At 54.0% G+C, this 13,114-nt stretch carries 12 protein-coding genes; 6 read left to right on the top strand and 6 right to left on the bottom strand.

Going from position 1 to position 13,114, the window contains the following annotated elements:
* The first annotated feature begins 205 nt into the window (after positions 1 to 205).
* Complete coding sequence (gene rhaS / locus BS640_RS11050) at positions 206 to 1,030, top strand: HTH-type transcriptional activator RhaS (protein WP_017493773.1); 825 nt, start codon at positions 206 to 208, stop codon at positions 1,028 to 1,030.
* A gap of 12 nt (positions 1,031 to 1,042) precedes the next feature.
* Positions 1,043 to 1,912, top strand: coding sequence for an HTH-type transcriptional activator RhaR (rhaR, locus tag BS640_RS11045; RefSeq protein ID WP_017493774.1), 870 nt, complete (start codon positions 1,043 to 1,045; stop codon positions 1,910 to 1,912).
* Here the strand turns inward: rhaR and rhaT are convergent.
* The gene (gene rhaT / locus BS640_RS11040; RefSeq protein ID WP_084912572.1) at positions 1,866 to 2,900 is read right to left on the bottom strand and encodes an L-rhamnose/proton symporter RhaT; all 1,035 of its coding nucleotides are present in this window, start codon (positions 2,898 to 2,900) and stop codon (positions 1,866 to 1,868) included. The two genes, rhaR and rhaT, sit on opposite strands and share 47 nt — an antisense overlap.
* A gap of 435 nt (positions 2,901 to 3,335) precedes the next feature.
* Between rhaT and aldA the strand changes: the two genes are divergently transcribed.
* Together aldA and BS640_RS11030 are read left to right on the top strand one after the other, a co-directional pair.
* Positions 3,336 to 4,778: an aldehyde dehydrogenase gene (gene aldA, locus BS640_RS11035; protein WP_084912571.1), complete on the top strand. Its 1,443-nt coding sequence runs from the start codon at positions 3,336 to 3,338 to the stop codon at positions 4,776 to 4,778.
* Between the two features lie 150 nt (positions 4,779 to 4,928).
* A complete protein-coding gene (locus BS640_RS11030) occupies positions 4,929 to 5,399 on the top strand; it encodes a DUF3574 domain-containing protein (RefSeq protein ID WP_017493777.1) in 471 nt (156 codons plus the stop codon).
* Between the two features lie 48 nt (positions 5,400 to 5,447).
* Here BS640_RS11030 and BS640_RS11025 read toward each other — a convergent pair whose 3' ends face one another.
* Together BS640_RS11025 and gntT are read right to left on the bottom strand one after the other, a co-directional pair.
* Positions 5,448 to 6,632, bottom strand: a complete 1,185-nt coding sequence (locus tag BS640_RS11025; protein WP_084912570.1) for a NupC/NupG family nucleoside CNT transporter — start codon at positions 6,630 to 6,632, stop codon at positions 5,448 to 5,450.
* A 159-nt stretch (positions 6,633 to 6,791) separates the two neighbouring features.
* Positions 6,792 to 8,108, bottom strand: coding sequence for a gluconate transporter (gntT, locus tag BS640_RS11020; RefSeq protein ID WP_017493779.1), 1,317 nt, complete (start codon positions 8,106 to 8,108; stop codon positions 6,792 to 6,794).
* A gap of 279 nt (positions 8,109 to 8,387) precedes the next feature.
* Between gntT and BS640_RS11015 the strand changes: the two genes are divergently transcribed.
* Positions 8,388 to 8,915 (top strand): gluconokinase, encoded by a 528-nt coding sequence (locus BS640_RS11015; protein WP_017493780.1) that lies wholly within the window; start codon positions 8,388 to 8,390, stop codon positions 8,913 to 8,915.
* Between the two features lie 59 nt (positions 8,916 to 8,974).
* On the opposite strand, the gene gntR is transcribed toward BS640_RS11015, so the two are convergent.
* Both gntR and BS640_RS11005 read right to left on the bottom strand, forming a co-directional pair.
* Positions 8,975 to 9,970 carry a gluconate operon transcriptional repressor GntR gene (gntR, locus tag BS640_RS11010; RefSeq protein WP_026110784.1) on the bottom strand — a complete coding sequence of 332 codons (996 nt, stop codon included), beginning with the start codon at positions 9,968 to 9,970 and terminating at the stop codon, positions 8,975 to 8,977.
* 110 nt (positions 9,971 to 10,080) lie between these two features.
* Positions 10,081 to 10,776, bottom strand: a complete 696-nt coding sequence (locus tag BS640_RS11005) for a pirin family protein (protein ID WP_084912569.1) — start codon at positions 10,774 to 10,776, stop codon at positions 10,081 to 10,083.
* A 385-nt stretch (positions 10,777 to 11,161) separates the two neighbouring features.
* Between BS640_RS11005 and BS640_RS11000 the strand changes: the two genes are divergently transcribed.
* Positions 11,162 to 11,656, top strand: a complete 495-nt coding sequence (locus BS640_RS11000) for a GNAT family N-acetyltransferase (RefSeq protein WP_017493783.1) — start codon at positions 11,162 to 11,164, stop codon at positions 11,654 to 11,656.
* 38 nt (positions 11,657 to 11,694) lie between these two features.
* On the opposite strand, the gene BS640_RS10995 is transcribed toward BS640_RS11000, so the two are convergent.
* Complete coding sequence (locus BS640_RS10995) at positions 11,695 to 12,894, bottom strand: MFS transporter (RefSeq protein ID WP_017493784.1); 1,200 nt, start codon at positions 12,892 to 12,894, stop codon at positions 11,695 to 11,697.
* Between the last annotated feature and the right edge of the window lie 220 nt (positions 12,895 to 13,114).

Here is a 13,114-nt window from a genome sequence, read left to right as displayed (position 1 = left end):
TGCGCAAAGATGAGCTTGAACCAGCTCACACTTTTTTCTTTTGCCGTTTGCCCTGCAAGCTGTGACCGCTGCCGCATTTCTGAATCAATTTTGGGTCATTCTTAAAAAATCCGTCCCCCAAAAGGATTTCGCGGTCAAAAATTCAAGGTAAAGTTGTGGCGGGATTACTACCATCGGTTAAGAATTTATTAATGAGGTGTTAAAAATGACCGTGTTACACAGCGTTGATTTTTTCCCCGCCGGTGGTTTCTCCATTGCCGTTGAGCCCCGCGCGCCGCAGGGCGCCTTTCCCGAGCATCATCATGATTTTCATGAAATTGTTCTGGTAGAACAAGGCAGCGGTATTCACGTGCTCAACGGCCAGCCACAGACGCTGTGCGGAGGCTGCGTGTGCTTTATTCGCGATCACGACCGTCATCTGTATGAACAAACCGACAATCTGCATCTGACTAACGTGCTCTATCGTGGCCCCGACGCATTCCGTTTTCTCTCCGGCCTGCGCGATCTGCTGCCACAGGAAAAAGACGGCAACTATGCTGCCCTCTGGCGCATCAATAACAAGGTAATGGCGCAGGCCAAAGCGCTGATTGATCAACTGCCGCGCAGCGCGACGCAGTTTTCACTCGAGCAGCAGGCCGAGCAGGAGCTACGCTTTATGCAGCTGCTGGTGCTGCTACGCCAGGGCCGCAACACGCAGGAGGACAACGGTCAGGAGAGCCGACTGCGCCACCTGCTAGACTGGCTAAACGAACACTACAGCGAGGAGATTGACTGGGACGAACTGGCAAACCAATTCTCGCTGTCGCTGCGTACGCTGCATCGTCAGCTAAAGCAGCAAACCGGCAGCACGCCACAGCGCTACCTGAATCGCCTCAGACTCCTACAGTCAAGACACCTGCTGCGCCATAGCGATATGCGCGTCACCGATATCGCATTTCACTGCGGTTTCGGCGACAGTAACCACTTTTCGACGCTTTTTAAGCGCGAATTTGGTTATGCCCCGCGCAACGTTCGCCAGCATATGAATTAACTCAGAGGCCCTATGACACTTCGCCTGCCCAAAGCCGACTATATCCCCTCAGACCTGATGCCGGTGGCGGTCGCCGATCGGGCGCCTCAGCCCTCGTTTCCCGCGCACACGCACGAGTTTTGCGAGATTGTGATTGTCTGGCGCGGTAACGGGCTGCATGTGCTCAACGACAGGCCATGGCTGGTCACGTGCGGGGATATTTTTTATATTCGCGACACCGACTGTCACAGCTACGATGCGGTTAACTGTCTGGTACTCGACAATATTATTTACTGCCCAGAACGTTTCAAACTCGGGCTGGACTGGTCAGAAATGTTGCCGCGTGATGAGGAGGACAGCCCGACCCATTGGCGACTGACGACGCGCGGTATGGCGCTGGCGAGAGGGGTGATTTTGCAGCTGGTGCAGGAAAGCAGAAAGACCGACGTGCTGTCGTTGCAGTTAACCGAGGCGCTTTTTTTACAGCTGGCGCTGGTGCTGCGACGCCATCGTTACGCCGCTGACAGGGCCTACGCCCTGCCGGAGGGAGAACAGCTGGATCTGCTGATGTCGGCGATTCAGGTCGACGTAGGCACCCCTTTTTGCCTGACGACATTTTGTCATCAACATCAACTGGCCGAACGCGGATTGAAGCAGCTTTTTCGTCAGCAAACCGGCATGAGCATTGGACACTATCTTCGTCAGCTTCAGCTGTGTCAGGCGAAACATCTGCTTCGCAGCAGCGATCGCCTGATTGGTGAGGTCGCCGCCCGCTGCGGCTTTGACGACAGTAATTATTTCTCGGTGGTGTTTACGCGGGAGACCGGCATGACCCCCAGCGCCTGGCGTCAGCAGTTTAGGACGCCATTCCAAGACCGACAATATTCGCTGCCATCACGATAACCAAACAGCCAATGCTCAGCACGCCGACCGGACGCTGACCCACATTTTTCCACTCTTTCATGATAAGTCCGACCAACCCGCCGCACAGCACGTAGAAGCTCATGTGCAACATCCAGCTGATGAAATCGTACTGCGCAGGAATTTGTGCGTGGCCCCAGGCGTAGAAGAAGAACTGCAGATACCACATGGTGCCACCGAGCAGGGCAAACAGCACGTTTGCCACCAGCAGCGGTTTCGCAACCGAGAAGTCCGCTTTCACCGACAGCTCTTTCTTGGTCGCCAGACGGATGAAACAGTAGGCCAGATTGACGATGGCACCGCCGCCCATAATCACCACATAGCTTGGCAACGCGACGTACAGCGGATTAATGCCCAACGCCGCGGCGGCCTCATGCATCGGTTTTGCCGCGTCCATCGCAAAAGACATGCCGGCAGAGAAAATCCCGCACATCACCGCCAGCAGCAGGCCTTTCTTCAGGTTAAATTCCTGCGCCGTGACGCCCATCGCCCGCTCTTTCAACAAACCGGCACGAGAGACAATCGCGACACCTACCACGGCGACCAGCACGCCGAGCAGCGTCAGTCGTCCCCCCTCAGAGCTGAACAGTTCGACGAAGCGGCCTTGCAGCAGCGGGGTCATCAGCGTACCGACCACCAGCGTGACGCCGATGGCGATACCAATTCCCATCGACATGCCGAGATAGCGCATGGTCAAACCGTAATTAATGTTACCGACGCCCCACATTGCCCCGAACAAAAACACCGGCAACAGCGTAGAGAAACTAAACGAGCCGTAGTAGCTCCAGAAGTTCGGCAGCAGAATGGCACTGACGACCCACGGCAGGATAAGCCATGACATCACACCACCGACCGACCACATGGTTTCCCACGACCAGTGACGCACTTTCTTAAATGGGGCATAGAAACAAGCCGCACTGGTGGCGCCGATAAAGTGCCACATGATGCCTAACAGGATTGCGTTATTCATTTTTATTAATTCCTTCGTAGAGTTGAGGCGAACAGGAAATAAGCGGCTTCCTGCATACGAAGGAGTCTAAGGAGTTGTCACCGCAAACAACCTCTGTATGGTTGCCCACCCAGCGGTTTTTCTGGCTAAATCGAGGAGATTTCACCGACCGCGATCACAAATTTCTTTTCTGCCCTTAATCGGCCCTTTTTGCCTAAATCACCCACCAACCCTGCTATCACTGGCTTAATTGCAAATTTGCCGGGTGGATCCGGCCAGTACGCTCATTTTTGCCAACCTGCCCGTTTCTGTGGCAATGGCGAAAAGGTGATGCCGGGAAAACTGCGTCACGCTTGAATAATGAAACAATTTTAACCCACTTAATTAACAAATAAGTTTCATTAACAAACTTATGTGACACATCACTCGATCCCAGCGATAACGGAGAATCTGCAAATGACCATTGTTCAACAACGCATGTATATCGACGGACAGTTTGTTGAAAACCAAAGTGATAAATGGATAGACGTCATCAACCCGGCGACCGAGCAGGTTATCTCGCAGGTTCCTGAAGGCACCACGGCCGATGCCAAACGCGCCATCGATGCGGCGCAGGCCGCGCAGGACGGTTGGGAGGCTCTACCAGCGGTTGAACGCGGGGTTTGGCTGCATAAAATTGCCGCTGGCATTCGTAAGCGCGAAGCCGAGCTGACCAACACCATTATCGCGGAGGGCGGCAAGACGCGCGGGCTAGCGCAGACCGAGGTGCTGTTTACCGCCGACTATCTCGACTACGTGGCAGAATGGGCGCGTCGCTATGAGGGCGAAATCGTGCAGAGCGATCGTCCGAATGAAAATATTCTGGTGTTCAAAAAGGCTATCGGCGTCACCACGGGTATTCTGCCGTGGAACTTCCCGTTCTTCCTGATTGCACGCAAGGCGGCACCCGCACTTTTGACCGGCAATACCATCGTCATCAAGCCCAGTGAACTGACGCCGAATAACGCGATTATCTTCGCCGAAATCGTTGACGAGATTGGCCTGCCGAAAGGCGTCTTCAATCTGGTGACGGGCTATGGTCCCGTGGTCGGGCATGAGCTGGCCGCCAACCCAAAAGTCGGCATGGTCAGCCTGACCGGCAGCGTCAACGCCGGTATTCAGACCATGATTGCCGCCGCGCAGAACGTGACCAAAGTTTCGCTAGAACTCGGCGGCAAGGCTCCGGCCATCGTGATGAACGACGCCGACCTGGATTTGGCGGTCAAGGCCATCGTCAGCTCACGCGTGATCAATACTGGGCAAGTCTGTAACTGCGCAGAACGTCTTTACGTGCAGGAAGGCGTTTATGACGAATTCATGACCCGACTGAGCAAGGCGTTTGAGCAAGTCAAATTTGGCGATACCGCGGATAACAGCGACCTCGATATGGGCCCACTGATCAGTGCCGATGCCTTGAAACGCGTGGAAGAAAAGGTCGCAGCCGCGGTGCAACAGGGCGCGAAAGTGCTGCTTGGCGGTAAGCGCGCGGGCGACAAGGGTTTCTTCTTCCAGCCGACCATCCTCACCAACGTCACTCAGAAGATGGACATCATGCAGCACGAGATTTTTGGCCCGGTACTGCCGGTCACCACCTTCAAGACGCTGGACGAGGTTATCGCGTTGGCCAACGACAGCGAATATGGCCTGACCTCGGCGATTTATACCCAGAACATCAACACCGCGATGACCGCGCTGAAGAAACTCAAGTTTGGTGAAACCTACGTGAACCGCGAGAACTTCGAGGCGATGCAGGGCTTCCATGCGGGCTGGCGCAAGTCGGGGATCGGTGGAGCGGATGGACGTCACGGGCTGGAGGAATATCTGCAAACCCACGTCGCTTATCTGCAGTATCAAGGGTAACGGACTGACAGCGGGGGCGTTTTCAGAACCTTGAGTGATTGCGAAATAACGTCGTCAGACCCTATGATGACGACGGCGGACAGATTTTCCGCATCAGGCGCGAAGGCATTGCGCCACCCATGATTGATAGCAAACCACAAGGAATCAGCAATGAAGACCCCCGCTCTGCTTGCCGCGCTAGTGGCGCTGACGCTTACCGGATGTGCAGCCACGCACCCTGCGCCTCAGGCTCCCTTCCCGCCGAAGGCGGTAGAGGCGCCGACCCCGCAGCCAGCGCCGCCGATTGTCTGCAAAACCGGTAACCTGATGACTCAGACCACGCTGTACTTCGGGCTGAGCCGCCACAACGCTGCGCCAGTGAGCGCCGCCCAGTGGCAGTCCTTTGTGGATAAAGATGTGACACCGCGCTTTAAAGACGGCCTGAGTGTGTTTGACGCGAAAGGGCAATGGCTGAGAAGTGAAGGCGTTGTCATCAAGGAAAACAGCAAGGCGTTGATGCTGATTCATGCTGCCGACCCGCAGGAGCAGAAAAAAATCAGCGAGATACGCGATATCTATAAACAACGCTTCAAGCAGGACTCGGTTATGCAGGTCGATAACCCGGCGTGCGTGGATTTTTGATAAAAAAACCCGGCAACAGGCCGGGTTCTTTTTTTAAAATCTGGAAGCTTAAAGCACCAGACCGGCGAATGCCGCAGAAAGCAGACTGACCAGGGTTGAGCCATACACCAGCTTCAGCGCGTAACGCGATACCACGTTGCCCTGATTTTCGTTCAGGCCTTTAATCGCTCCGGCCACGATGCCGATAGACGCAAAGTTGGCGAACGAGACCAGGAACACCGACAGAATGCCCAATCCACGCGGCGAAAGCTCCACCGCAATCTTCTTCAGGTCAATCATCGCCACAAACTCGTTAGTCACCAGCTTGGTCGCCATGATGCTGGCAGATTTCAGCGCATCAGGCCCCGGAATGCCAATCAACCACGCAAACGGGTAGAACACGTAACCCAGAATCTGCTGGAAGCTGATCCCAAAGATAGCGGTAAACAGCGCATTCACGGCCGCAATGATGGCGATAAAACCAATCAGCATCGCCATGATAATCACCGCGACCTTGAAGCCAGCCAGAATATACTCGCCCAGCATTTCAAAGAAGCTCTGGTCTTCATGCAGCTTGTCGAGCTTGATTTCCGGCTCGTCACCCGGCGGTGTCGGGTTAATAATCGACAGGATAATAAAGGTGCTGAACATGTTCAGAATCAGCGCCGCGACCACGTACTTTGGCTCAATCATCGTCATATAGGCACCCACGATAGACAAAGACACGGTCGACATCGCCGCAGCCGCCATCGAGTAAAGTCGACGCGGGGAGATATCCGCCAGCACCCCTTTATAGGCGATAAAGTTTTCCGACTGGCCGAGGATAAGCGTGCTAACCGCGTTGAAAGACTCTAGCTTTCCCATGCCGTTCACTTTCGACAGCAAAGTCCCGACAATACGGATCAGCAGCGGCAAAATGCGCAAGTGCTGCATAATGCCGATTAACGCTGAAATAAAGATAATCGGACACAGCACACCGAGGAAGATGAAAGCCAGACCCGCCTTGCTCATTCCGCCAAAGACAAAGTCTGAACCCTGGGCCGCATAGGTCAGCAGGTTTTCAAAGAATCCTGAAACGGCAGTCACTACCGCCAGACCACTGCTGGCATGCAGGAAGAACCACGCCAGCAAGGCTTCAATCACCACCAGCTGGAGGATCACGCGCGGGCGAATTTTCTTGCGATCGTTACTGAAAATGAACGCCATAAAGAAGATGACTACGAGAGCCAGTATAAAGTGCAACACTGAGGGCATGGGGGAGTGTCCGGCAGCAAAAATTATTTGGCCGGTATTGAGCCACAATTTTGGGCGGCTTTCACTCTTCTTGAGTATTTATTTACGCAATCAGGCGAGCAGGTTCCTGCCACCGTGCGGCGCAGGAACCTGATGAGTCGAGAAACGTGGCAGAATATATTAGACGATGTGAGACAACGCCAGGCAACCGACCAAACCACAGACAGAAATAATGGTTTCCAGAACGGACCAAGATTTCATGGTCTCGCCAATGGTCAGATTGAAATACTCTTTAAACAGCCAGAAACCCGGGTCGTTGACGTGAGAGAAAATCACACTGCCTGAACCGACGGCGATAACCATCAGCTCCGGGCTGGCACCGGTGGTCGCGATAAGCGGTGCCGCGATACCGCCGGCGGTGATGGCAGCCACAGTCGCCGAACCCAGCGCGATACGCAACACGGCCGCGATAGTCCAGGCCAGCAGGATTGGAGAAAGCGTGCTGCCCTGCATGAGAGCGGCGATATATTTATCAACGCCGCTGTCTACCAGTACCTGTTTGAACGCGCCGCCACCGCCGATGATCAACAGCATCATGGCGATAATCTTGATTGAGTCGGTGATGGTCCCCATCACTTCATCCATTTTACGTCCACGGTTCAGACCAAAGGTGAAGATAGCAATCAGCACGGCGATAAGCGTCGCCATCACCGGGTCACCAAAGAACTCGGCGTAGGAGAGAATCGGGTGGCCTTTCGGCACAATCATTTCGGTAATGGCTCGGAAGGCCATCAGGATAACCGGCACCAGAGAGGTCGCAACGCTCACGCCGAAACCAGGCATCTCTTCTTCGGTAAAGGTTTTCGGGTTGAACAGGCCCTGAGGAACCGGCTTATCAATGCCTTTCAGGAAACGCGCATAGACCGGACCGGCCAAAATCACGGTCGGCACGCCTAGAATCGCGCCATACAGCAGCGTCTTGCCCATGTCAGCATGGAAAATGGTCGCGATAGCGGTTGGGCCTGGATGCGGAGGCAGGAAGCCGTGCGTCACGGACAGCGCAGCCGCCATCGGTACGCCAACGTAAAGCAGAGGTAAACGCGCAGAGGCCGCAACGGAGAACACCAACGGCAGCATCAGCACAAAGCCCACTTCGTAGAACAGCGCGAAGCCGACGATGAAACCGGTCACCACCAGCGCCCACTGAATATATTTCACACCAAACTTATCGATAAGCGTGGTGGCAATACGCTGTGCACCGCCGCAGTCAGCCAGCAGTTTTCCCAGCATTGCGCCAAAGCCCATGATTAACGCCAGGCTGCCGAGCGTGCCGCCCACGCCATTTTTAATCGAGGTAATGACTTTGTCTACTGGCATTCCCTGCATCACGCCGACAGCCAGCGCGACGAGAATCAATGCGATAAAACCGTTTAGTTTGAATCGGATCATAAGCAACAGCAGTATGGCAACGCCAACTGCAACAATGACTAATGGCATAACTTTCCCCTTCCGCCTTTTCCTGTTTGCTAAACCTTATAGAACCTCTGTGACAGGCTGGTTTATGCAGCGCAGATAAAAGTGCACGAGTGATATTTTTTTGTAAGTTTGCGAATTCAGCTCAGGCCTGTTTTTGCAGGTAGCGCTAAAATTGATAATGGTTCCTTTGTGATATTAGTCACACCTCCATTTGTTACCGGTATCATGATACCGGTAACATGCTAATATAAGGAATCACCCGCTCGGGTAAATTCTAAATATGGGACGGAGATCAAACTTATGGCAGGGCAAAGCATCATTTTGATGGGTGTGTCTGGCAGCGGTAAAACAACCGTAGGCGCAGCCGTAGCAAGAGCGATTAATGCAAAATTCATTGACGGTGACGATCTTCACCCCCGCGCCAATATTCAGAAAATGGCCAGCGGACAGCCGCTAAACGATGACGATCGCGCCCCGTGGCTCGAACGCTTGAGCGATGCGGCTTACAGCCTAAAGCACAAGAACGAAACCGGCATCATCGTCTGTTCGGCGCTGAAACGTCGCTATCGCGATGCGCTGCGTAAAGGCAACGACGGCATGATTTTCCTGTATCTGAAGGGCAGCGAAGAGGTCATTTTGCAGCGTCTTAAAGCGCGTGCCGGTCACTTCTTCTCGCCGGATATGCTGAAAAGCCAGTTCGCGGCCCTCGAAGAACCGGGCGAAGATGAAACGGACGTCGTACGCGTGAACATTGATCATCAGATTGAAGGTGTGGTGAAACGCTGCGTAACGGCCCTGGAAAACGCCAAGGTGAAGGTAGAAGCCTGACCTCCCCTGCCGCGTAAAGCGTTGACCTTCTGGTCTGTTCGTCCCCGCAGTGCGGCAGTTTAAATACTGCCGCCCGCCGAGATGGTGAAACCGACGTCAACCATCGTCGGAACAACCTCTTCGCCACGCAGCCGCGCGAGCAGACGCTCAGCGGTGATTTGCCCCATGCGCTCACGTGGTGTCAGCACGCTGGCCAGCTTCGGCTCCATCGCCTGACCCATGTTGTGCCCGTGGAAACCGGCGATCGCCATCTGTGATGGAATGTGCAGCCCCTGCCGCTGGCATTCGAAAAAGGCACCCGCCGCAAGGTCATCGTTGGTGCAGAAAATACTGTCTATCTGCGGATAATCAAGCTGCGCCTGACGAAGCAGTTCGGCACCGGCCGTGTAGCTTGATGAACGACTGGTCATCACACTGTAAGGCTGAAGCCCGGACTCACGCATTGCCTGCTCGTATCCCCGCTGCTTGATTAAGGTTCGCTCATCCTGACGCGCACCGAAATACACCACGTGACGATGGCCGTGGGCAATAATCTGCTGGGTCATCTGGCGTGCCGCTTCAAAGTTGTTAAACCCCACGGCTAAATCGACGCACGGCGAAATGCAGTCCATCATCTCGACCACCGGAATACCCGCCACCTCAATCATCTTCAGCGTGCGCGGCGAGTGATTGCGCTCAGAGAGGATGAGCCCGTCAATGTTATAGGAAAGCAATGAGGTCAGGCGTTGTTCTTCGCGTTCGGCGCTGTAGCCGTAGTGGGCAAGCATCGTCTGATAGCCATGAATATCGGTCACGCTTTCAATACCGCGCAGGACTTCGGCAAAGACCTGGTTGGTCAGGGACGGCAGCAGCACGCCAATGGCACGGCTTTTGGCGTTGGAAAGAATGTCAGGGGCACGGTTCGGGATGTAGCCCAATTCGTCCAGCGCAGCGGCGATTTTCTCTTGCAGCAGCAGAGAAACCTGTTCGGGGTTGCGCAAATAACGGCTGACCGTCATTTTGGTGACACCAACCCTGTCGGCGACGTCCTGAAGCACTGGCCTTTTTTTCTTCATTTTCAACGAACTGGCAGTAAGGGAACAAGCGTGAATTTTAGCAAAAAATGGCGGGATTTGGCACAAAAACAGCAATCCCTTCCCACACGTAGGTGAAGGAAGGGACCGATTTAGACCGGCGGCAGGTCAAACAGCAGGATTTCACTGTCTGCGTCGGCGTGTAGGCTTAACGCGGTTTCGTCCCAGATGGCTAATGCATCGCTGGTTTTCACCGCCTGACCGTTCACCGTCAGACTGCCTTTCACTACCTGAATCCAGATACGACGATCTGCCGCTATGGCGTACTCGCCGTCTTCACCCTGCTTGAAGGCCCAGCGGGAAAGCTCCATGTCCTGGAAGACTTTCAGCGAGCCGTCGCGCGCGTCCGGTGACAGCACCAGCTGGCGACCCTGCGGCGCGTCAAACATGCGCTGCTCGTAGCGCGGCTCCAGGCCTTTGGTATCGGGAATAATCCAGATCTGATAAAGGTGCAACGGACGATCGGCGTTGCCGTTGTATTCAGAATGCTTCACGCCGGTCCCGGCGCTCATAATCTGAAACTCACCCGCCTGAATCTGCTCTTTATTTCCCATGCTGTCTTTATGCTCGACCGTGCCGGACAGAACATAGGTCAGGATTTCCATATCTTTATGCGGATGGGTACCAAAACCCTGTCCCGCATCGATCACGTCTTCATTGATAACCCGCAGCGCGGAGAAGCCCATAAAATTGGGATCGTAATAATCAGCGAAAGAGAATGTGTGCCAGCTATCCAGCCAGCCGTGCGTCGCGTGGCCGCGATCCTGAGCTTTACGTAAGTAGATCATAGTCAACTCTCCTCAATGTTTTCTCTAGTCTAGCTACTGGCTCACAATAAGAAAGCGTAAAAACTTAACCCCTCTACTCAAAAAAATTGAATAAGTTTAGGGCGATAAAAACAAAGGATTTGTTGGAAACCGGCGAGAGAGGAACAGGAGGCAAAAAAAAAGCCAGCACCCGGCTGGCTAAGAAATACTGGAAGCAATGTGAGCAATGTCGTGCCTCCCAGGGACCCGTTTGGCTATGGTGAATAGCCATCCCCGGAACGCATGGCAATAATAATCATTATCATTCGCACTTGTAAAGCTTTTTTTTTCATCAATTTTTAAATTGACTATAAAATATAGGCAGATAAATTAAGAGGTTATTATTCAAGCCATGCAGGGAGCCATTATGAGTCAGATTGAAATTCGTCATGTAGAACCTGAAGATTCTCTTCAGCTTCATCAGCTTTTTTGCCATGAAGAGGTGTATAGCGACACACTCCAGCTCCCGCATCCGGCCACAAGCCTATGGCAAAAACGCACGACGGAAGAACGACCTGGCACTTATCGACTGGTGGCCTGCTTTGGCGAGCGCGTGATCGGGCAAATCACCCTGCACGTTGAACAGTCAATGCGTCGCCGCCACGTCGCCGGTTTCGGTATGGCCGTACATCCCGAATTTCAGGGGCAAGGCGTGGGCAGTCAGCTGCTGGCGGCAGTCCTGGATCTCTGCGACAACTGGCTGAACATTACGCGCGTCGAGTTGACGGTGTTTGTCGATAATCCATCCGCCATTGCGCTATACAAGAAGTTTGGTTTCGGGGTGGAGGGCACCTCACCCGCCTTTGCGATGCGCAACGGCAAGCTGGTTGATGCCCATCACATGGGAAGAGTCAAAGCCTGATAATGCCCGTTCCGCCGCCTCGGCGGGAAGGGCAAAATTTACTCTGTGACCCACGATTTTTCTTTTTTCACCCGTCTCAGCACCAGCGCCGCACTCAGGCAAACCGCAAAGGCCGACGCCAGATAGATAGAGGACACGCCCGCGTGAGTCATTAATATTCCCGCCAGCGGGCCGGTTATCCCCAGCGACAAATCCATAAATGCCGTGTAGGTCGCCAGCGCACTGCCCTGATTCTGCTGCGGTAATCGCTTGACCGCCACCACGCCCAACGCTGGAAATACCAGCGAGAACCCAGCCCCTGTCAGCATCGCACCCAATAGCGCCATCAAAGGCGCGGCGGCGCACCACACCAGCAACAGCCCCAGCGTTTCAAAGCAGAAGCAGACCATTGCCACGCGCTGGCCACCAAAACGGTTGATGCTGTTTGGAAACAGCAAACGCATGCCGACAAACGCGGTGCTGAACAACGTCAGGGCAAATGCGCCGCCGCTCCAGCCTTTGGCGGCATAGAACAGCGTAATAAAGGTCGCTATTACGCCAAACCCCGTCGAGGCCAATCCGAGTACCAGGCCATAAGGCAGAACTTTTCCCAGAACCTGACGGAAAGGGATAACCGTGCTTGTCCCCTTGGCAACGTCGGGCTTGGTCATCGCCAGCAGCAGTGCGGCCAGCGCAATACCGATAATGCAAAGTGAGAGCGACGCAAGACCGCCGAGATGCACAATCCATACCCCAAGCGGCGCGCCAATGGCCATCGCACCATAGGTGACAACTCCGCTCCAGGAAATCACCTTGCCAATATGCAGGGAGCCGACGCGGCCGATTCCCCACAGCGTTGAACCGGTTCCGGCAAAACTTTGCCCGACGCCGAGCACCAGACGGCCCACACAGAGCAGTGCCAGGCTTATTGCCGGTGAAGCGCCGAATGCAACGGCACCCAGGTAGAATACCCCGCTGAGCAGGCAGCCGAAGAGGCCAATCAGTACCACCTTTTTTGGCCCGAGCACATCGGCATAGCGGCCAGCATGGGGTCGACTGATCAGAGTGGCGAAGTATTGCATACTGATAGCCACCCCAGCCCAAAAGGCGCTAAAGCCCAGACTGTCGTGAACGTAACCCGGTAGAACGGCCAACGGCAGACCAATCGTCAAATAGTTGGCGAAGTTGAAGATCATGATGGCCAGAATCTGCACATTAATATTAACCGGCCGTGACGGTTTTGATGCGTGAGGCGACATTAAAATTAAGAGTCTCAATAGGCTACAAGAAAATTTGGCAGTCATATAACTGACAAAACCCTAATAGGGACTTTATTAGTTATGAATTATTTAAGCAATCACTCACAGGTAACGAAATTTTCACTATAAATATCAATGCATTACACAAAAAAAATCTCTTAACGGTCTTCCATCCCTTAAATACTGAAAATTTCTGATAAGAGATCACTTTCTTTTACCT

Source organism: Rouxiella badensis (assembly GCF_002093665.1).
Classification (GTDB): Bacteria; Pseudomonadota; Gammaproteobacteria; order Enterobacterales; family Enterobacteriaceae; genus Rouxiella; species Rouxiella badensis.
This window is presented reverse-complemented; position numbering and strand designations above follow the sequence as displayed.

Coding starts and splice junctions, on each gene's coding strand:
- aldA (WP_084912571.1), top strand. CDS start 3,336: ATGACCATTGTTCAACAACGCATGTATATCGACGGACAGTTTGTTGAA.
- gntR (WP_026110784.1), bottom strand. CDS start 9,970: ATGAAGAAAAAAAGGCCAGTGCTTCAGGACGTCGCCGACAGGGTTGGT.
- rhaS (WP_017493773.1), top strand. CDS start 206: ATGACCGTGTTACACAGCGTTGATTTTTTCCCCGCCGGTGGTTTCTCC.
- BS640_RS11000 (WP_017493783.1), top strand. CDS start 11,162: ATGAGTCAGATTGAAATTCGTCATGTAGAACCTGAAGATTCTCTTCAG.
- BS640_RS11005 (WP_084912569.1), bottom strand. CDS start 10,776: ATGATCTACTTACGTAAAGCTCAGGATCGCGGCCACGCGACGCACGGC.
- rhaR (WP_017493774.1), top strand. CDS start 1,043: ATGACACTTCGCCTGCCCAAAGCCGACTATATCCCCTCAGACCTGATG.
- BS640_RS11015 (WP_017493780.1), top strand. CDS start 8,388: ATGGCAGGGCAAAGCATCATTTTGATGGGTGTGTCTGGCAGCGGTAAA.
- BS640_RS10995 (WP_017493784.1), bottom strand. CDS start 12,894: ATGTCGCCTCACGCATCAAAACCGTCACGGCCGGTTAATATTAATGTG.
- BS640_RS11030 (WP_017493777.1), top strand. CDS start 4,929: ATGAAGACCCCCGCTCTGCTTGCCGCGCTAGTGGCGCTGACGCTTACC.
- BS640_RS11025 (WP_084912570.1), bottom strand. CDS start 6,632: ATGCCCTCAGTGTTGCACTTTATACTGGCTCTCGTAGTCATCTTCTTT.
- gntT (WP_017493779.1), bottom strand. CDS start 8,108: ATGCCATTAGTCATTGTTGCAGTTGGCGTTGCCATACTGCTGTTGCTT.
- rhaT (WP_084912572.1), bottom strand. CDS start 2,900: ATGAATAACGCAATCCTGTTAGGCATCATGTGGCACTTTATCGGCGCC.